At 71.0% G+C, this 18,123-nt stretch carries 20 protein-coding genes; 7 read left to right on the top strand and 13 right to left on the bottom strand.

From position 1 onward, the window contains the following. Positions 1–7: 7 nt before the first annotated feature. On the bottom strand, positions 8–568 hold the full coding sequence (locus P3T35_RS07250) for a TetR/AcrR family transcriptional regulator (protein ID WP_180356390.1): 561 nt from the start codon (positions 566–568) through the stop codon (positions 8–10). Between the two features lie 69 nt (positions 569–637). Here P3T35_RS07250 and P3T35_RS07255 point away from each other — a divergent pair, with 69 nt between their 5' ends. Continuing rightward, on the top strand, positions 638–1,117 hold the full coding sequence (locus P3T35_RS07255) for a peroxiredoxin (RefSeq protein ID WP_101384932.1): 480 nt from the start codon (positions 638–640) through the stop codon (positions 1,115–1,117). Between the two features lie 23 nt (positions 1,118–1,140). Here P3T35_RS07255 and P3T35_RS07260 read toward each other — a convergent pair whose 3' ends face one another. From P3T35_RS07260 to P3T35_RS07275, 4 genes are all read right to left on the bottom strand, one after another. Continuing rightward, on the bottom strand, positions 1,141–1,569 hold the full coding sequence (locus tag P3T35_RS07260; RefSeq protein WP_101379734.1) for a hypothetical protein: 429 nt from the start codon (positions 1,567–1,569) through the stop codon (positions 1,141–1,143). A gap of 96 nt (positions 1,570–1,665) precedes the next feature. Then, positions 1,666–2,145, bottom strand: coding sequence for an SMI1/KNR4 family protein (locus tag P3T35_RS07265; RefSeq protein WP_101379735.1), 480 nt, complete (start codon positions 2,143–2,145; stop codon positions 1,666–1,668). 81 nt (positions 2,146–2,226) lie between these two features. Beyond that, positions 2,227–2,445, bottom strand: a complete 219-nt coding sequence (locus P3T35_RS07270) for a hypothetical protein (protein WP_101379736.1) — start codon at positions 2,443–2,445, stop codon at positions 2,227–2,229. Positions 2,446–2,622: 177 nt separating this feature from the next. Continuing rightward, positions 2,623–3,087, bottom strand: a complete 465-nt coding sequence (locus P3T35_RS07275; RefSeq protein ID WP_101379737.1) for a calmodulin-binding protein — start codon at positions 3,085–3,087, stop codon at positions 2,623–2,625. Positions 3,088–3,275: 188 nt separating this feature from the next. On the opposite strand from P3T35_RS07275, the gene P3T35_RS07280 reads away from it, so the two are divergent. Further along, positions 3,276–3,959, top strand: coding sequence for a maleylpyruvate isomerase family mycothiol-dependent enzyme (locus P3T35_RS07280; RefSeq protein WP_101379738.1), 684 nt, complete (start codon positions 3,276–3,278; stop codon positions 3,957–3,959). A 63-nt stretch (positions 3,960–4,022) separates the two neighbouring features. Here P3T35_RS07280 and P3T35_RS07285 read toward each other — a convergent pair whose 3' ends face one another. Together P3T35_RS07285 and P3T35_RS07290 are read right to left on the bottom strand one after the other, a co-directional pair. Continuing rightward, positions 4,023–4,451 (bottom strand): VOC family protein, encoded by a 429-nt coding sequence (locus tag P3T35_RS07285; RefSeq protein WP_101379739.1) that lies wholly within the window; start codon positions 4,449–4,451, stop codon positions 4,023–4,025. Positions 4,452–4,571: 120 nt separating this feature from the next. Next, on the bottom strand, positions 4,572–5,081 hold the full coding sequence (locus P3T35_RS07290) for an ATP-binding protein (protein ID WP_180356391.1): 510 nt from the start codon (positions 5,079–5,081) through the stop codon (positions 4,572–4,574). A gap of 188 nt (positions 5,082–5,269) precedes the next feature. Between P3T35_RS07290 and P3T35_RS07295 the strand changes: the two genes are divergently transcribed. The 3 genes from P3T35_RS07295 to P3T35_RS07305 all read left to right on the top strand — a co-directional run bounded on the left by P3T35_RS07295 (position 5,270) and on the right by P3T35_RS07305 (position 8,066). Further along, positions 5,270–6,619, top strand: coding sequence for a transcriptional regulator (locus P3T35_RS07295; RefSeq protein ID WP_101379741.1), 1,350 nt, complete (start codon positions 5,270–5,272; stop codon positions 6,617–6,619). Positions 6,620–6,666: 47 nt separating this feature from the next. Continuing rightward, complete coding sequence (locus P3T35_RS07300; RefSeq protein ID WP_101379742.1) at positions 6,667–7,389, top strand: GntR family transcriptional regulator; 723 nt, start codon at positions 6,667–6,669, stop codon at positions 7,387–7,389. A gap of 224 nt (positions 7,390–7,613) precedes the next feature. After that, positions 7,614–8,066: a GNAT family N-acetyltransferase gene (locus tag P3T35_RS07305; protein WP_101379743.1), complete on the top strand. Its 453-nt coding sequence runs from the start codon at positions 7,614–7,616 to the stop codon at positions 8,064–8,066. A gap of 139 nt (positions 8,067–8,205) precedes the next feature. On the opposite strand, the gene P3T35_RS07310 is transcribed toward P3T35_RS07305, so the two are convergent. The 5 genes from P3T35_RS07310 to P3T35_RS07330 form a co-directional block, all read right to left on the bottom strand. Further along, positions 8,206–9,468 carry an MFS transporter gene (locus P3T35_RS07310; RefSeq protein ID WP_280704699.1) on the bottom strand — a complete coding sequence of 421 codons (1,263 nt, stop codon included), beginning with the start codon at positions 9,466–9,468 and terminating at the stop codon, positions 8,206–8,208. 78 nt (positions 9,469–9,546) lie between these two features. Further along, the gene (locus P3T35_RS07315; RefSeq protein ID WP_180356392.1) at positions 9,547–9,885 is read right to left on the bottom strand and encodes a hypothetical protein; all 339 of its coding nucleotides are present in this window, start codon (positions 9,883–9,885) and stop codon (positions 9,547–9,549) included. A 136-nt stretch (positions 9,886–10,021) separates the two neighbouring features. Next, positions 10,022–10,666, bottom strand: a complete 645-nt coding sequence (locus P3T35_RS07320; protein ID WP_101379744.1) for an MBL fold metallo-hydrolase — start codon at positions 10,664–10,666, stop codon at positions 10,022–10,024. After that, positions 10,666–11,751 carry an S-(hydroxymethyl)mycothiol dehydrogenase gene (locus tag P3T35_RS07325; protein WP_101379745.1) on the bottom strand — a complete coding sequence of 362 codons (1,086 nt, stop codon included), beginning with the start codon at positions 11,749–11,751 and terminating at the stop codon, positions 10,666–10,668. The genes P3T35_RS07320 and P3T35_RS07325 overlap by 1 nt, the downstream gene beginning before the upstream one ends. Positions 11,752–11,981: 230 nt before the next feature. Next, positions 11,982–13,637, bottom strand: a complete 1,656-nt coding sequence (locus P3T35_RS07330; RefSeq protein ID WP_101379746.1) for an FAD-binding dehydrogenase — start codon at positions 13,635–13,637, stop codon at positions 11,982–11,984. A gap of 231 nt (positions 13,638–13,868) precedes the next feature. On the opposite strand from P3T35_RS07330, the gene P3T35_RS07335 reads away from it, so the two are divergent. Further along, positions 13,869–14,795: an SGNH/GDSL hydrolase family protein gene (locus P3T35_RS07335; protein ID WP_101379747.1), complete on the top strand. Its 927-nt coding sequence runs from the start codon at positions 13,869–13,871 to the stop codon at positions 14,793–14,795. A gap of 8 nt (positions 14,796–14,803) precedes the next feature. Here P3T35_RS07335 and P3T35_RS07340 read toward each other — a convergent pair whose 3' ends face one another. Beyond that, positions 14,804–15,931 (bottom strand): HoxN/HupN/NixA family nickel/cobalt transporter, encoded by a 1,128-nt coding sequence (locus tag P3T35_RS07340; RefSeq protein WP_101379748.1) that lies wholly within the window; start codon positions 15,929–15,931, stop codon positions 14,804–14,806. Positions 15,932–16,136: 205 nt separating this feature from the next. Here P3T35_RS07340 and P3T35_RS07345 point away from each other — a divergent pair, with 205 nt between their 5' ends. Continuing rightward, the gene (locus P3T35_RS07345; protein ID WP_101379749.1) at positions 16,137–18,113 is read left to right on the top strand and encodes a CocE/NonD family hydrolase; all 1,977 of its coding nucleotides are present in this window, start codon (positions 16,137–16,139) and stop codon (positions 18,111–18,113) included. Positions 18,114–18,123: the final 10 nt, after the last annotated feature.

Consider the following 18,123-nt stretch of genomic DNA (forward strand, 5'->3'; position numbering starts at 1 on the left):
ACGCCCGTCAGCCCCCCGCGACCAGCGCCGTCACCCCCGCCGTCAGCTGCTCCGCGACCGCCTCCGGCTCCCCGAGCGCGGCCCCCACCATCGCGCCGTCCCGCAGCAGCATCAGCACCCCGGCCCGCTGCTGCGGCTCGGGCACCCCGGCAGACCGCAGCCACTCCTCGAACACCCCGAGCAGCCACTCCCGGTGCGCCACGATCGCCTGCGCCACCGGGTGCGCCGGATCCGGGTACTCCGCCGCCGCGTTGATGAACGGGCACCCCCGGAACCCCGGCCCGCACATCTCCTGCCCAAGCCGGCTCACCAGCAACGCGAGCCCCTGCTCCCCCGTCAGCCCGCCGGCCATCGCCGCCGCGGCCTCGGCCCGCACTCCGGCGTCCCACGCCTGGATGTAGCTGCGGACCAGGTCCTCCTTGCTCGGGAAGTGCCGGTAGAAGGTGGCCCGGGTGACCCCGGCCTCGGTCACGATCCGGTCCACCCCGACCGCGTGGATCCCCTCGGCGTAGAACAGGCGGGTGGCGGTGGTGAGGAGGCGCTCACGGGCGGGGGAAGGTGTACTCACAGCTGCGACCGTACTACCATGCGCTGGAAGAACGAACGTTCTCTCTCCTGCCTGCCGAAGGATTCTCCGATGGCCAAGTCCCCCGAAGTCGGCTCCCCCGCCCCGGACTTCACCCTTCCCGGCCTGCTGCTCTCCACCGACGGCACCGCCGAGCACCGCGACTACCGCCTCGCCGACGCCAAGGGCAGCCCGCTGGTCCTGGTCTTCTACCCGGGCGACAACACCCCCGTCTGCACCAAGCAGCTCTGCTCCTACACCTCGGACCTGGACCGCTTCCGCGACCTCGGCGCCACCGTCTGGGGCATCAGCCCGCAGGGCCTGGAGAGCCACGAGGCCTTCGCCCGCCATTACGACCTGCGCTTCCCGCTGCTCGCCGACCCCGAGCGCACCGTCGCCAAGGCCTACGGTATCGCCGTCCCAGGCCTCGGCCTGCGCCGCTCCGTCTTCATCCTCGACGCCGACGGCACCGTCCACTGGCGCCACATCGCCCTGGCCGGCCTGACCTTCCAGCAGACCGACACCCTGACCGAGCAACTCGCGGCGCTCTGAGCCGCCCTTCGGCCGCTCGGGGGTCACGCCTGGCGGACCTTGACGCCGCCGATCAGCGAGTAGGACCGCACCTTGACCACCGGGCCGTCCACCTCACCGGCCACGCCCGTGCTGCGCGGGCCGAAGAGCGAGAAGCCGCTCACCTCGACCGTGGTGCCCGCCGGGACGGCGAGGTCGACGCCGCCGAGCACCGAGAAGGCGTCGACCTCGGCGGAGGCGCCGGCCGGGTAGGTCAGCTCCGCGCCACCGACCAGGCTCGCCTTCACCAGGTGGGTCGGGCCGGCCGGCAGCTGTGCCTCGGAGTGGTCCAGCTTGGCGCCACCCACTGCCGAGACGTGCACGGTCCGCTCCTTGGCCCGGAAGGCACCATCCCGCTTCAGACCGCCGAGCAGGGCGACGCTCCACTGGGTACCGCGGACGGCCGGGACGCTGAGGTTCTTGCTGATCTCCATGGCCCCAACGGTAGGCCGGGGAGCCGATCGCGCCTCAGTGTCCGCAGGCAGCAATCCGGTATGACAGCTGTCATCGGTGACGCCACGACAGCCTGGTCACCCGTCGAGCAACGACCTGCTGCACTGCCGCAGCGCGTAGCTGCCGAAATCGTCGGCGAGCCGCTCGGGGCCGCCGCGGTCGCCCGAGCCCGGATCCCAGACGACGACCGGGTGTTCGCCGTCCGCGTCGCGCTGTGCGGTGTCGAGTGACACCAGGCCGCCCATGCCGTCGTACTGGATGACCAGGAGTTCACGCGGAAAGCGCTCGTCGGTGCGGGCGTCAAGGGTCGCCTCGACCGTCCCGAGCAGCGTGTCCCCCAGGGCCGCCGTCCGGTAGACGCCGAGGAAGTCCGTACCGTCGGCCTCGCAACTGCCAAGCTCCGCAAGGAAGTAGCGGTAGGAGGACGGGAAGGGGGAGCCGAGTTCCCGCTCGGCACGTGCAAGGTCCGCGGGGCCGAGGCCGCCGGTCCACCGGCAGGTGTCCGGGTGCGCCCGCAGCAGCCGCACCAGGGCGGCGACGGATTCGACACCACTCACTACCCGCGCCCTCCCGCCTCCCTCGGACCAGGGTTCAGAGGTTAGAGGCGGCCGGGCGCGGGGGTGGAGCCGGGGCCGGGGTCACTGCTTGAAGTAGGCCCTCACCACCCGCTCGGCCGCCTCCTCCTCCGCCGCCGGCGGGGACAGCTCGCTGAGCGTGTCCAGATCGGTGTCCTCGATGAGCTCGGTCTCCCAGGCCGAGGCCAACTGCGCCTGCTTCTCGGGAGTCTGCTGCCGCACCTTCTCAAGGCTGGCGGGGCTGAGAGCGGCGAGGAAGCGCGGGAGCTCGTTCTCGGGCATGAGGACCTACCGGGGACTGGGGGGTCGGGGTTCACCGGCAGGTGTTCCAGGGCGGGATCCCAGCCATGCCGGGCGGGCCCAAGTGCCACCCGAACGGCGGCACCCCAGCGGCTGGAGCGGCACACCAAGCCTGCCGCTCCAGCCGCCGGGGCGCTCAGCCGTGCGGACGGTACCGCCTTACGGCGCCGTGACCTCGCGCGTCAGCTTCGAATGCCAGGGGCACCAGGTGGAGTTGGGCAGGAACGCGCCGCCGACCTCGTTCAGGTGGTCGTTGACGTACGCGATGCTCGCGTCGCACACCTCGGTGGCCATGCTGAAGAACTTCACCGAGTTCGGGTCGAGTTGGTAGTTCCACTGCTGGTTGTACGGAGCCGGGCTCTTGACGACCGTCCCCATCACGCTGACGTTCTCGGTGTCCACGCCGGCCAGGACGTTCCGCGCCTGCTGGATCCTCGTCGGGTCGGTCAGCTGGATGACGAAGGTGTCCGTGCCGTCGGTGAACTCGAAGTAGGCCGGCGCCGTGGCGTCCGCGGGGCGGGCAGCGGCACTACTGCTCTGAGCCGCCTGCGCGGGCTGGGCCAACGCCACGGCGAGCATCGAGACAGCGGTGATACCGCCGAGCTTGCTGATGGTTCGTCGCATACCTGAACCTCCGTCTGTGGTGGGTCGCATTCGCAACCCGCTTGTGGTGAACGGTAACCAGCCAGGCAATGCAAAAGCCTGATAAAGACAAAGAGTTCCCAAAGAGGCAGCCATTCCATGCCCACAAGGGCGTCGCCAATCCTCCAGCGCGTGGGGCGCACGAGTCAGCACCGGGTAGCTTGATCAGCATGAACCAGGGGCGGGTAGTCGAGGCGTTTCGCCTGGAGGCCGGGCGGCTCACCCAGGCCATGACCGGGGTAGCGCAGGCCGAGTGGCGGCTGCCAACGCGGTGCACGCCGTGGACGGTTGGCGAACTCCTGGCCCATGTCCGGGTAGTGATCGCCTGGTTGCCCGGCATGCTGGCCGCCCCGGCACCGCCCCGCCCGGAGGTCTCGGCAACCGAGTACTACCGGCCCGACGCCCGCTTCGCCCCGGGCACCAACGCGGCACGCATCGCACTGGCCCAGCACGATGCAGCCCAACAGGCGGACGGGGACGGCCTCGTGGAGGGTTTCGACGCCACCTGGCAGGAGGCGTACCGCCTGTGCCAAGCCGAGCCCGACAGCCGCGTGGTCCGCACCCGGCACGGCGATCCGATGCTGCTGTCGGACTTCCTGGTGACCAGAGTGGTCGAACTCGCCATCCACGGCCTCGACCTGGCCGATGCGCTCGGGCGTGAGCCGTGGCTGACCCCGCAAGCGGCGAGCGTGGTGCAGGAACTCCTGCTCGGCCCGGACAGCACGGCAAGCCTGGAGCAACTGGGCTGGGGCCAACTCCGCTTCCTGCGCAAGGCGACGGGACGCGACCCGATCGGCGAGGGGGAGCTGGCGGAGGTGGGCCGCTTAGGCATCCGGTGGATCACGCTGGGTTGAGTTCGGAGGGCGACGGCATTCACACCGCGAGGCTCGGCTCCACCTCGCCTGCTCGGAGGATGCTCAGTCGACGCAGAACTCGTTGCCCTCGATGTCCTGCATCACGATGCATGAGTCGTGGCCGTCATACAGCAGTTCCACGCGTACCGCGCCGAGCGCCATCAGTCGTGTGCACTCGGCTTCGAGCACGGCGAGGCGCTCTTCACCCACGAGTCCGGTGCCGACCCTCACGTCAAGGTGCACCCGGTTCTTGGCGACCTTCCCTTCGGGAACGCGCTGGAAGTACAGTCGCGGGCCCACACCCGTGGGATCACTGCAGGCGAACCATGAACCCTGATCGTCAGGAGACTGGGAGCGGTCGAAATCCTCCCAACTGGCGAACCCCTCCGGCGCCGGCGGTCCGACGTACCCCAACACCTCACACCAGAAGCGGCCGACGCGCTCAGGTTCTGCACAGTCAAAGGTGACTTGGAACTTCTTGATCGATGACATTGGCGCACCATAGCAGGGGAGTCGGCGGCTCATATCCCGGCAGTAGTCTGCATGTTGACGGGAAGACGGTCCCCGACCAACCATCCTCATGCCACAGATCAGTTACATGAACATGTTCCTTCAGCGCACCTCGTCATCTCGCTGCTCTGCCAATCGCCGCATCGCGCCAGAAACCATTTGGAGCGGCGGCCAAGTGGCGCGGCGGGACCGGAAAATGAACTGGCGACGGGTCAACACCTGGGGAGGCAAGGCAATCTCAGCCCACACCTTCTTGCCGCGCAGGGTGCGTTCACACCCATGCGCGATGACCAGCGCCGCAACCAGGGCAAGGCCCCGACCGCCCTCATCATCCTCCGCAGCCTGACGGCACCGCGGCATCCTCGCCGACCGGTCATGGACCTCCACGATGAGGCTCCCAGCACCGACGTTGACAGCCAGCGCCACCGTGATCAGCAGCCCCGCACCATGCGTCACCGCGTTGGTCACCAGCTCCGACACGACGATTTCCAGGGCCAGCGAAGAGTCCTCGTCAGTTCGCACTCCCCATCGGCGCAGCAGCCGGGCTACGTGCGCTCGGCTGGCCGGGACGGCGCTCGCGGCCCGGATCAGGAGGAAGCTGTTGCTGGACACGCGCATGGACGGTGAGCCCTTCATGAGGTGCAACGGGGGCAGGCCGCAGCCCGGCCTTGGGCATCTTCAGAAGCCCGTGACCCGAGTGACCTGCATGACGTACAGTCAACAGACGGATACTGGTTGTGGGCGTTGCATGGCTGACGCAGGACCTTGAAACCCTTGAAACCTCTCCAGGAGGTGCCGAGATGGCGCGTGTGAAGACCCCGAATCTCAAGCTCTCCGCACTGCTGGCGGAGACCCGCTGGGGTCTCGGTGACTTCGCCCGCGCCGTCAATCGTTTGGGCACGGAGACCGGCCGTCGCCTGAAATACGACGAGTCTGCTGTCTCTCATTGGCTGTCCGGCACACGCCCCATGGCCAAATACCAGCCGATCGTCCTCGAAGCCCTCACTCGAAAGCTCGGACGGCAGATCACGGCCTTCGAAGCCGGATTCGCCGACCAGCCCGACTTGCAGCCCGAATCCCCTGACGCCGTCGTCGGGTTGGTCGACCTTGGGAGCACGGACATGGATCCATCACGCAGGGGCGTCCTCGCAGCCGGCCTGTACTCGGTCGCTCTGACCATCCCGGACTGGCCTGACTCTCTCTCACGTTTCGCCCGGCTGAAGACCAATCCGCACGCGCGGATCGGGATGGCCGAGGTCGACTCGGTCACCGCCATGACCGAGCGGATCAGCGACCTGGAAGACCAGTTCGGCGGCCGTACGGCCCGGCCGATGGCCGCCGCGTTCCTGGTCAACAACATCGCCCCCTGTTTGCGGGCCAACGCCTCCGAGAAGGTCCGCAAGGCGATGCTGTCTGCCGCCGCCGATCACCTTTATCTGACAGGACACATGGCGATGGACGAGCGCGCCGACCACCTGGCGCAGCGGTACTACGTCAACGCGCTTGAACTGGCCGGGGCAGCGGGCGATCACCAGGCCTACTGCACCGCGCTGCGTGGCATGAGTGTGCAGGCCGTCGATCTCAGGCACAGCCAGGTGGCGCTGCGGTTGGCCGGGGCGGCCTCGTCTGCCAGTCCGACCGCCGGGCCACGCAAGCGGGCCTTCCTCGCCGGTCAGCTGGCGCACGCGTCAGCCCAGGTCGGGAACCGGGCCGAGGCGCTTGCGCACCTCAGGGAAGCCGAGGTCGCCATGGACCACGCCGAGTCGCGAACCACGGTGGTCGGGTCCTACGACTGGTCAGCTCTCGCCTATCACAAGGGTCAGGTGCGCTACGAACTGGGCGACCGCGCCGGGGCGATCGCTGACCTCCAGGAGTCCGCCCGGCTCCGCGGCCCTGGTAATCGCCAAACCCGCGTCCGCTACAACTCGCTGCTGGCAGAACGGAAACTGGAGATCGGCCACTTGGAGGAGGCCTGCGCGGACTGGCACCAAGTACTGGACGACTACCCGCTGGTGCAGTCCGGCCGAGCGGACGACCGGATGCGCGCCATGCTGACAGCCATCGGCCCGCACATCCGCCGCAACCACCTCGCTCGGAGCCTGTACGAGCGGGCCAGGCCGCTGCTGGCCGCGCGCAACGTGAGGTGTTGAGACTGCCCCTGACCGTAGAGACCGTCCAAGCGGAGGAGGATTCATTCATGCCTGCTGAGAAGACGTTCGCCCAACTCACCGACCACTACCGGCGCCAGATCCTCACCGGCGCCCTCCCGGCAGGCGCAAAGCTCCCCAGCAACAAGGAACTTGCCACCACCTGGGGCGTCGCAGTCGAGACGGTGCGCAAGGCGCTCTCGCAGCTCCAGGTGGAGAAGCTGATCCGCACCAGCCCGCGCGGCACCTTCGTAGCGGACGAGACCCCCGCCGCCGCGAGCCCGGCCGACCGTCTCTCCGCAGTCCGGAGCACCATGCGGACCTTCATGGACGGCGAGACCAGCATTGTGACGGCAGCTCAGCTGGTCGTTCCTCCCGTGTATGTGGCCGACCTGTTCGACCTCGACCACGGGGACCAGGTGGTGCGGCGCGAGTACGTGGCCGGCCGCAGCAGTGTGCGGACGCTGTTCGCCGTGGACTGGTTTCCAGCTCAATTCGCGGTGCTGGTGCCCGATCTACTCAGTACCGCGCCCGCGAAGAACGACGGCATCACCGCTCGCGTTCTCGAAGCGACGAACCGCCGCATCACCACCGCCCGCGACGACATGCACGGGCGGGCCGCCGATGCGCGCGAGGCCGCTGCCCTCGGGCTCGAAGTCGGTGCGCCGATCCTGGCCGGGGCCACCCGCTGGGGCGATGACGCGGGGCTGATCCAGTACTCGGAGTGGTGCCTCCCGACGCGGCTGACGATCGGATACAGCTACGGCGTGTAGTGGCTCGGCTCGATTGGTCGACCGGGTAATTGATCGCTGCGGGGCGCCAACCTGGAGACCGGCATGCGTTGTGTATCCGGCAAGATCAATAGAGGATGCATGCTGGACGGGCAGCTGGATGGCACCACCTTGCTTGCCGCCCGGGCGGGGAAGTCGCAGGCAGCGCAGACTGAGCCCCGGGCCGTGCCGGCGCGAGGTGGCTGAGTGGAGTGGGAGAGTCCGGCATGGTCCTTGCGGAGGAAACCGAGTTCGACCCGGAGGAGATGTTCGAGCTCTACGACTCGGTCGGTTGGGAGGGGTACACCTGCGACGTCGACAAGCTCTGTCGCGGTCTGGCCAACTCACACCTGGTCATCACTGCCCGCGATGAGTCAGGCATGCTCCTTGGCCTGGCCAGAACGGTCTCCGACGATGAAAGCATCTGCTACGTCCAGGACCTGCTGGTCAACCCGAAGTTCCACCGGCACGGCATCGGCCGGGCGTTGCTTGAACACCTGATGGAGCGGTACGCGCACTGTCGCTTCTTCCTGTTGTCCACCGACCATGAGTCGACACCGGAGGGGAAGAGGAACCACGCCTTCTACCGGCAGATGGGCTTCCTCTCCTACGAGGAGAAGCAGATGGCAGGCTTCGGCCTGCCGAGGATCCGGCCGCCCCGAGACCAAGCCGACACGTGAACCGCTGCGCGGCCCTGGCTGGATACTCGGTCCACCTGTGGATCGGCGAGCCCGAGTCTCTCCCCCCGCCCCCGAAGCGGACCACGGCCTGAAGCCGGATCCGCTCCCGCGCGGCCCCTCTCGGCGTCGGTCGTTTGGATCACCGGGCGGTGGGCGCAACCGGAGTCGGCGAAGGGCTCGGGCGGCGGGTGCGCTCCGCCCAGGCGGCCACCGGTGGGCCGGCCGCGCCGACAGCCGCGAAGAGCGCGCCGAGCAGCAGCCAGCCGGCGTGTCCGAGTCCGAGGACTGCTGTGGTGAGGACCACCGGAGCCAGGGCCTGGCCGGCGTCGAAGCCGGCGCCGAAGAGGCCCTGGTACTGCCCCTGGGCGTGGTCGGGGGCGAGACCGTAGCCGAGTGCGTAGCCGCCGGAGGACTCCCACACCTCGCCGAGACTGTGCACGCCGACGGCGAGGACGGCGAGCACTGGCGCGACCCAGACCGGAACGTCCGCGGTCAGGGCCATCAAGGGGCAGCTGACCAGGAAGAGCAGCCCCGCGAGGCGGAACGCCCGGCCGCCCTGGCGCGGCGTTTCCACCCGGGAGCCGATCCGGCTCTGGAGCAGCACGCACACCCCGCTGTTGACGGCGTTGACCGCCGCCACGGTCCAGCGGGGCGCGTCGGTGTGGGCGGAGAGCCAGATCGGCAGCAGCAGGGAGACGGTCTGGTACTGCAGGCCCATCGCGCCGTAGAGCGCGACGAAGGACACGAACGGCCGGTCGGACAGGACGGCCCCGCGGTGGTGTTCCTTGGGCCGGGGCAGGGGCTGGTAGTTCGGGACGCCGACCAGGGCGATCAGGCCGGCGCAGGCGAAGCTGGCGGCGTTGGCGAGGATGAGCGCGGTGTAGGCCGTGCGGGTGCCGACCGAGACGGCGAAGGCAGCGCCGAGGGCGCCCAGAACCACGCCGAGGTTGACGAACGTGCGGAGTTTCGCCCTGAAGGCGGCCGGGCGCTCGCCGCCGGCACGGGCGATGAGCGCACCGCCTGCGGCGCCGCTCGCCGTTGCCGCCAGCCGGTCCAGGGCGGCGATGAGCGTGAACGTGACCCAGCCGTGGATGAAGACGAAGGCGGCCATCGTCGCGGCCTGCATCGCGAGGGCCGTCAGCCAGACCGTGCGCGGCCCGTACCGGTCGGCCAGGTTTCCGGCCGGGATCCCGGACAGCAGCCCGACCAGCCCGGCGATCGTGAGGCCGACACCGACCCGTGCGGCGGGCAGGTGCACCACCAGCGTGAAGTAGAGCACCGCGGCGGTGTTGAACAGCCCGTTGCCCACCCGGTTGACGAAGCTCGCGGCGATGAGCGCCCGTTGCGGACCGCTTGGCGCCAGTAAGCCGGATATCCGCGGTCTGGTGCCCTTCCCGATCACGCCGATCAGGCTAGCAGCGCCCCCTCAGGCACCCTCCGCATGGCCCGGACGCGCAGGTGGTGGCCTCGACACGTGGCCTCAAATCCGGCCCTGCGCCTGCTGCTTGTCGACGTCCTCGGTGACGATCGAGAAGAACCGCGCCGGGGGTCCTCGAACGGCAGGCAGGCCGTGGCTGCCGGGGACCTGGAGGTGGTCGACCTGCCGGATGGCGGCGGCCGGTTCGCGTTGGTGGTGGGGCGGGATGATCTGGTCGTCGGCGCTCGACAGCACGAGGGTGGGCGCGGTGATCCGGCCGACCGCGTCGCGCAGGTCGATGCGGGTGTCGAGTTCGACTGCCCGAGGGCCCGCGCATCGAGTCGACTGGCCCCGGCGGCAGAGCAAGACTGATGCGGTGAGTGCGGCCGGCGCTGCGAACATCGTTACGATCAACGCACGGGGAGTCCCCGTCGACCACGCCGCGGCCAAGGGCGGTCCGTTCGCCTGGCCGAGATCCGTCCGCAGAAGACCCAACGGGCCGTCAGCTCAACCGAGCTGACGGCCCATCACAATGCAATCAGTACCCGCGCGCCACCCACTCCCCCAGGTGCGGGCGCTCCTCGCCGATGGTCGTGGTCGGCCCGTGGCCGGTGTGCACGACCGTCTCGCCGGGCAGGTCGAAGAGCCGGGTCTCGATCGAGCGGATGATGGTCGGGAAGTCGGAGAACGACCGCCCGGTGGCGCCCGGGCCGCCCTGGAAGAGGGTGTCACCCGTGAACACCACGCCCAGCGCCGGAACGTAGACGCTCACGCCGCCCGGGGTGTGGCCCGGGGTGTGGCGGATGTGCAGGTAGAGGCCGCCGACGACGATGCGCTGGCCGTCCGTCAGCTCCTCGTCCGGAGTGTCGTCGGGGTGGGCCTGCTTCCACAGCGGCAGGTCTTCGGGGTGCAGGTAGATCGGGGCACCCGTGATCGCGGCCAGCTCGGGGGCCGCGTTGACGTGGTCGTTGTGGGCGTGGGTGCAGATGATGGCCAGCACCTGGCGCTCGCCGAGGACATCGGCGATGGCGACGGGGTCGTGCGCGGGGTCGATCACCACCGCCTCGTCCTCGTTGGCGATGATCCAGACGTTGTTCTCCACCTCCCAACTGCCGCCGTCCAGTTCGAAGGTGCCGGCGGTGACGAGGTGCTCGATCTCGGGCTCGGGGGGCAGCTGACGCATCAGAACAGCACCACCGAACGGAGCACGTCGCCGCCGTGCATCTTCTCGAAGGCGGCCTCGACGTCGTCCAGGCCGATGGTCTCGGTGACGAAGGCGTCCAGGTCCAGGCGGCCCTGCAGGTAGAGGTCGATCAGCATCGGGAAGTCGCGGGACGGCAGGCAGTCGCCGTACCAGGAGGACTTCAGCGCTCCGCCGCGGCCGAACACGTCGAGCAGCGGCAGTTCGAGGGTCATCTCCGGGGTGGGCACGCCGACCAGAACCACGGTGCCGGCCAGGTCGCGGGCGTAGAAGGCCTGCTTGTAGGTCTCGGGGCGGCCGACCGCGTCGATCACCACGTCGGCGCCGAAGCCGCCGGTGAGCTCGCGGATGGCCTCCACCACGTCGCCGTCACCGGCGTCCAGGGTGTGGGTGGCGCCGAGACCGCGGGCGCGCTCCAGCTTGCGGGGGTCCAGGTCGACGGCGATGATCTTGGCGGCGCCGGCCAGCCGGGCGCCCAGCACGGCGGCGTTGCCGACGCCGCCGCAGCCGATCACCGCGACGCTGTCGCCGCGGCCGACCGCACCGGTGTTGACGGCGGCACCCAGGCCGGCCATCACACCGCAGCCGAGCAGGCCGGCGGCGGCCGGGGAGGCGGCCGGGTCGACCTTGGTGCACTGGCCGGCGGCGACCAGGGTCTTCTCGGCGAAGGCGCCGATCCCCAGGGCGGGCGACAGCTTGGTGCCGTCCAGCAGCGTCATCGGCTGCTTGGCGTTGTGGGTGGCGAAGCAGTACTGCGGCCGGCCTCGGCGGCAGGCGCGGCACTGTCCGCAGACGGCACGCCAGTTGAGGATCACGAAGTCGCCGGGCGCGACCTCGGTGACGCCCTCGCCGACCTGCTCGACGATGCCCGCGGCCTCGTGCCCGAGCAGGAACGGGAAGTCGTCGTTGATCCCGCCCTCGCGGTAGTGCAGGTCGGTGTGGCAGACACCGCAGGCCTGCACCCGGACCACCGCCTCGCCCGGCCCCGGGTCGGGCACCACGATCGTCTCGACCCGTACCGGTTCACCCTTGCCCGGTGCGATGACGCCCCTGACCTGCTGTGACATACGGCCCTGACCTTTCTCAAACGGATGGATCCCGAACGGTCTCCGGAACGATTCTCTCCCGAGGAGCCACTCACAACGCGTCAGGCCACCACCCGGGCAGCAGCTCCGACGCGTCAAGCCACCACCCGGGCCGCCGCCACGGGCGCAGCCCCCGACGCATCAGGCGGCCGCCACGGGCGCAGCCCCCGACGCATCGGGCGGCGGCCACCACGGCTCCAGCCCCCGGCGCGTCAAGCCGTGGCCGCGGCTGCCGCCCGCCCCGCCGCGCGCCCCGAGAACAGGCAGCCGCCCAGGAAGGTGCCCTCCAGGGAGCGGTAGCCGTGCACCCCGCCGCCGCCGAAGCCGGCCACCTCGCCGGCCGCGTAGAGCCCGTCCAGCACCGAGCCGTCGGCGCGCAGCACGCGACCGGACAGGTCGGTCTCCAGGCCGCCGAGCGACTTGCGGGTGAGGATGTGCAGCCGCACCGCGATCAGCGGGCCGGCCTTGGGGTCGAGCAGCCGGTGCGGGGTGGCGGTGCGCACCAGGCGGTCGCCCAGGTAGCGGCGGGCGCCGTGGATCGCGGTGACCTGGAGGTCCTTGCTGAACGGGTTGGCCAGCTCCCGGTCGCGGTCCTCGATCTGGCGGCGCAGCGCGGCGGCGTCGACCAGCTCGTCCCCGGTGACCCTGTTCATCCCGGCCACCAGTTCGTCCAGCCGGTCGGCGACCACGAAGTCGGCGCCGTACTTCTTGAACGCCTCCACCGGGGCGGGCGCGCCGGGCAGCGCGCGGCCCAGCACCTGGCGGATGTCGCGGCCGGTCAGGTCGGGGTTCTGTTCGGAGCCGGAGAGCGCGAACTCCTTCTCGATGATCTTCTGGGTGAGCACGAACCAGGTGTGCTCGTGCCCGGTGCGCATGATGTGCTCCAGGGTGCCCAGGGTGTCGAAGCCGGGGAAGAGCGGGACGGGCAGCCGGTTGCCGCGGGCGTCCAGCCAGAGCGAGGACGGGCCGGGCAGGATGCGGATGCCGTGGCGCTCCCAGATCGGGTTCCAGTTCTCGATGCCCTCGGTGTAGTGCCACATCCGGTCGCCGTTGATCAGGTGGCCGCCCGCCGCGCCGGCCACCTGCTGCATCAGCCCGTCGACGTGGGCGGGCACGCCGCTGAGCAGCCGGGTGGGCGGGGTGCCGAGCCGGGCCGGCCAGGCCTTGCGGACCAGTTCGTGGTTGCCGCCGATCCCGCCGGAGGCCGTGATGACGGCCTGGGCGCGCAGTTCGAAGGCGCCGACGGCGCTGCGCGAGCTGGCCTGGCCGCGCTGCACGGCGCTGGGCGCCAGCACCTCGCCGCGCACCGTGTCCAAGCTGCCCGCGGTGGCGGCGAGTTCGGTGACCCGGTGCCGGAACCGCAGCTCCACCAGGCCCTTTGCGGCGGCGGTGCGCACCCGGCGGGCGAACGGCTCGACCAGGCCCGGCCCGGTGCCCCAGGTGATGTGGAAGCGGGGCACCGAGTTGCCCGGTCCGTCTGCCAGCAGTCCGCCGCGCTCGGCCCAGCCGACCACCGGGAAGAACCGCACCCCCTGGGCCCGCAGCCAGGCCCGCTTCTCCCCGGCGGCGAAGTCCACGTAGGCCTCGGCCCAGGCGCGCGGCCAGCGGTCTTCGGGGCGGTCGAAGCCGGCTGTGCCGAGCCAGTCCTGCCAGGCGAGTTCGCGTGAGTCGCGGATCCGCATCCGGCGCTGCTCGGGCGAGTCGACCAGGAAGAGGCCGCCGAACGACCAGTGCGCCTGGCCGCCGAGGGAGGCCGCGGGCTCCTGGTCGAGCAGGATCACCTTGCGTCCGGCGTCGGCCAGTTCGGCGGTGGCGACGAGTCCGGCCAGGCCGGCTCCGATCACGATCACGTCGGCGTCCAGTGCCATACGGCGTCCTCCAGGGATTTCCAGGTCGGTCCGATCCTGTGGGGTTCCGTTCGGCTCCGTCAACCGGCCGACTATCCGCCCGAATTTCGCTCCGCAATGACGCGTAATTCGGCGGCAAATTTCCCCGCCCGCTTTCCGTAGACGGTTACGAAACCTGACGGTAACTTACTTGGGAGTAGCAGCCGCGGCTTTGCCCCCACCCACCCATGTTTCTCTCCCCCAGGAGGAACCGTGCTTCGCCCTGCCCGGAAAATCATCGGCGGCCTGCTCGCGGCCACTGCACTGGCCGCACTCTCGGCCACGCCCGCCGTCGCGGACGGCAGCACCGGCCCCGCCTATGTCGCCCTCGGTGACTCCTACGCGGCCGGCGCCGGGGTGCCCGGCCAGTCGGCCGGGCTCTGCCTGCGCTCCGACCACAACTACGGCCACCTGGTCGCCGCGGCCCTCGGCGCCGCCTCCTACACCGACGTGACCTGCTCGGCCGCCAAGGTGAAGGATCTGACCGGCACCCAGACCGACTTCGGCATCCCGGTCAACGACCCGCAGTTCAACGCCCTGACCCCCGGCACCACGCTGGTCACCCTGGGGATCGGCGGCAACGACCTGGGCACCTCCTCGCTCGGCATCGCCGACGTGATCGCCACCTGCATCGCCGGCGCGGTGGTGAACCCGGCCGGCACCCCGTGCAAGGACGTGTACGAGCACGGGCATTGGGCCTGGGACTGGTCATCGTTCCGCTGGCAGTGGACCTACAGCGGGGACGACCTGGTCGACCGGATCAACGGTGCCGCGCCCCAACTGGCCGCCGACCTCCAGCAGATCCACGCCAAGTCGCCGGGCGCCCGGGTGCTGCTGGTCGGTTACCCGTCGGTGCTGCCGGCCGACGCGGCGAGCTGCGCCGGCAGGCAGCCGGTGACGGTGGGCGACGTGTCCTACCTGTACGGCATCCTGGCCAAGGTGAACGCCATGCTGGCGAGCACCGCGGCGGCCAACGGCGCAACGTACGTGGACACCCGGACGCCGACCGCCGGGCATGACGTCTGCTCCGACGACCGCTGGATCGAGGGTGCGCTGCCCGGCTCGCCGGCCGTCCCGTTCCATCCGAATGCGACCGGCGAGCAGGCCATGGCACAGGCGGTGCTCAACTCCCTGCGGTAGCGGGGGTTTCAGCTGCCGGAGGTCGACGCCTCAGCCGCCTCCGGCAGCGCCCGCTCGCGCAGTCCCGCCCCCCACTTCTGCTCCACCTTGCCGAACTTCCAGAAGGCCAGCGCCCCGGCCCAGGTGAGCACGAACAGGCCGACGATCGCGAAGCCCACGTTGTTCAGGTCCAGCGAGGCGATCCAGCCGAGCGGACCGCCGGTGATGCCGAACTTGTCGGCCAGCAGCCCGACCAGCTCGATCAGGCCGATCACCAGCGCGACCAGCACGGACAGGCCGGTCACCGTGAGGTTGTAGTAGATCTTGCGGACCGGGCGGGAGAACGCCCACTCGTAGGCGAAGTTCATGAACGAGCCGTCGATGGTGTCCAGCAGGCTCATCCCGGCCGCGAACAGCACCGGCAGCACCAGCAGCGCGTACCAGGGCAGCGAGAAGGCCGCCGCACCGCCGGCCAGCACCAGCAGCGAGACCTCGGTGGCGGTGTCGAAGCCGAGGCCGAACAGCAGGCCCACCAGGTACATGTGCCAGGGCTTGGTCACCGCCCGGGTGGCCCGCCCGAGGATCCGGTTGAGCAGGCCGCGCTTGTCGAGCTGCTCCTCCAACTCGGCCTCGTCGAACTCGCCGGTGCGCATCTTCCGGAAGACCCGCAGGATCCCGTTGAAGGCACCCAGGTTGATCAGGCCGATCAGCAGCAGGAAGGTGCCCGAGACCGCGGTGCCGATCAGCGAGGTCGTCTGGTGCAGGCTGGAGCCGTCGTCCTCCACGGACCCGGCCAGCGAGCGGATGCCGAAGGCGAGCAGCGCGCAGAGGCCGAAGACGATCGACGAGTGGCCGAGCGAGAACCAGAAGCCGACCGAGAGCGGCCGCTTGCCCTGGCCCATCAGCTTGCGGGTGGTGTTGTCGATGGCCGCAATGTGGTCGGCGTCGAAGGCGTGCCGCATGCCCAGGGTGTAGGCGGTCAGGCCCATGCCGGCGCCGAACACCTCGGTGCCCACGTGGTAGTGGTGCGGGGCGATCACGGCGAGCAGGGTGAACCAGCCGATCACGTGCAGGGCCAGGATGAAGCCGCCCATGCCGCCCAGGCGCAGCCACTCCTGCCTGGTCAGCCGTGCCGTCCAACGGGGTGCGCTGCTCATCGGCGCGGGCCTCTGCTCTCTCTGGGACGGATTGGAACCGGGTCATCCTTCCCCGAGAACATGCGCATTTGCAAGCCTCTCGCAATAAGCGGCCAACTCCGGCCGGCGGGCGGCTACCGATTCGTCAGGTAGTGAAGGGGTATGTCCGCTATGGTCGGCTTACTGCCGTGCGCTTCGACACTTTCGACAACGGAGAGAGGCAGCCGTGCACCACCCCGCCTCCTACCCCCACCAGGCCACCCGCGCGGACGTGCGGATCCCCCTGCCGGACGGGGCGGAGCTGTCCGGCCGGCTCTGGCGCCCGGTGACCGAGCAGCCGGTGCCGGCCGTGCTGGAGTACTGCGCCGACCGGCTCGGCGACGCCACGGTGGAGCGCGACGCCCAACGCCACCCCTGGTACGCGGGGCACGGCTATGCGTCGCTGCGGGTGGACGCCCGGGGCTGGGGCAGCTCCGGCGGGGTTCCCGGCCCCGAGGGCGGCGAGACCGAACCGGCCGACGGGCTGGCGGTGCTCGACTGGCTGGCCGCCCAGCCCTGGTGCGACGGGCGGATCGGCCTGCTCGGGCTGGGCGACGGCGCCACCACCGCACTGCGACTGGCCGCCCAGGGGCCGGCCGCGGTGGCCGCCGTGGTCGCCGTGTGCCCGAGCGACGACCGGTACGGCGAGCACTACCTCGGCGGCTCGGTGCGCGCCGCCGAACTGCCCGCCGCGGCCACCGCCCGGCTCGCCGCCGCCGCCTGCCCGCCCGACCCGGTCCGGGTCGGCGAGGACTGGCGCCGCCAGTGGCTGGACCGGCTGGCCGAGCTGCAGCCGCCGCTGCACGGCCGGCTGGCCCACCAGACCCGGGACGCCTTCTGGGCCGAGGCGCCGCTCACCGCCATCACCGCGCCGGTGCTGGCCGTCGCCGGCTGGGCCGGCCCCGGTGCCGACACCGTGCTGCGGCTGCTGGAGCGGCTGACCGCGCCGGCCTTCGGCATCATCGGCCCCTGGCGGCACGGCTACCCCGACCAGGGCGACCCGGGGCCGGCGATCGGGTTCCTCCAGGAGACCCTGCGCTGGTGGGACCACTGGCTGCGGCGGCAGGACACCGGCATGCCGGCCGAGCCCCGGCTGCGCAGCTGGCTGGCCACACCCGGCGAGAGCGACGCCGGCCACTGGATCGGCGACGAGTCCTGGCCGTCCGACGACGTCCGGGAGATCCACTACGACCTGACCGAGGCGCTGCGCACGGCCGGCACCCCCGCCGGGGAGCGCTTCGTCACCGTCCGCTCACCGCAGCAGACCGGGGCCGACGCGCCGTGGCACGGCCGGCCCGTCGACCAGCGGGCCGAGGACGGCCGCTCGGTCTGCTTCGACAGCGCGCCGCTCTCCGAACCGCTGGTGCTGCTGGGCCGACCCGCCGTGCGCCTGCGGGTGCGGCTGCCCGGCGGCGTCACCGGGGGCCAACTCGCCGCCCGGCTCTGCGATGTGGCGCCGGACGGCAGCTCGGTGCCGATCACCCGGGGCGCGCTCAACCTCGCGGCGCGGCGCGGCACCGATCTCGCGGTGGCGTGGCCGCCGGACGCGGTCGAGGAGGTGGCGTTCGACCTCGCCGCGACGGGGCACGCCCTCGCGGTCGGCCACCGGCTCCGGCTCGCCCTCTCCTCGGCCTACTGGCCGCTGGTCTGGCCGCAGCCGGCCACCCAGGGCGTGCTGGTCGACCCCGGCCACGGCGCGCTCACCCTGCCGGTGCGCCATCTGGCCGCCGACGTCGGCCGGCCCCCGGTGGTCTTCGCCGAGCCCGAGCAGGCCGCGCCGCCGCCGGTGCGGCGCACCAGCCCGGTGGCGCCGCGCCCCGAGCGGGTGCTGAAGCAGTTCACGGCGACCGGGCAGTGGCGGGTCGAGCTGGCCCCGCACCAGGGCGGCGCGGTGACCCTGCCGGACGGCCTGGTGCGCGCCGAGGAGGCCCGGGAGTACTACCGCATCCAGCAGCACGACCCGCTGGCCGCCGCCGTCCACTGCGACTGGAGCATCCGGTTGGAACGGCCCGAGCTGGGCTGGGACGTCACCGTGCGGGCCGGCACCGAGCTGGACTGCGACGCCGACGCCTTCACGGCGCGCAGCCGCCTCACCGCCTGGGAGGGCGGCGCGGTGCTCTTCGAGCGCGACTGGGAGCGGCGGATCCCGCGCACCGGCGGCTGACGGTGCGCGG

The sequence above is a fragment of the Kitasatospora sp. GP30 genome, from assembly GCF_029892145.1.
Lineage (GTDB): Bacteria > Actinomycetota > Actinomycetes > Streptomycetales > Streptomycetaceae > Kitasatospora > Kitasatospora acidiphila.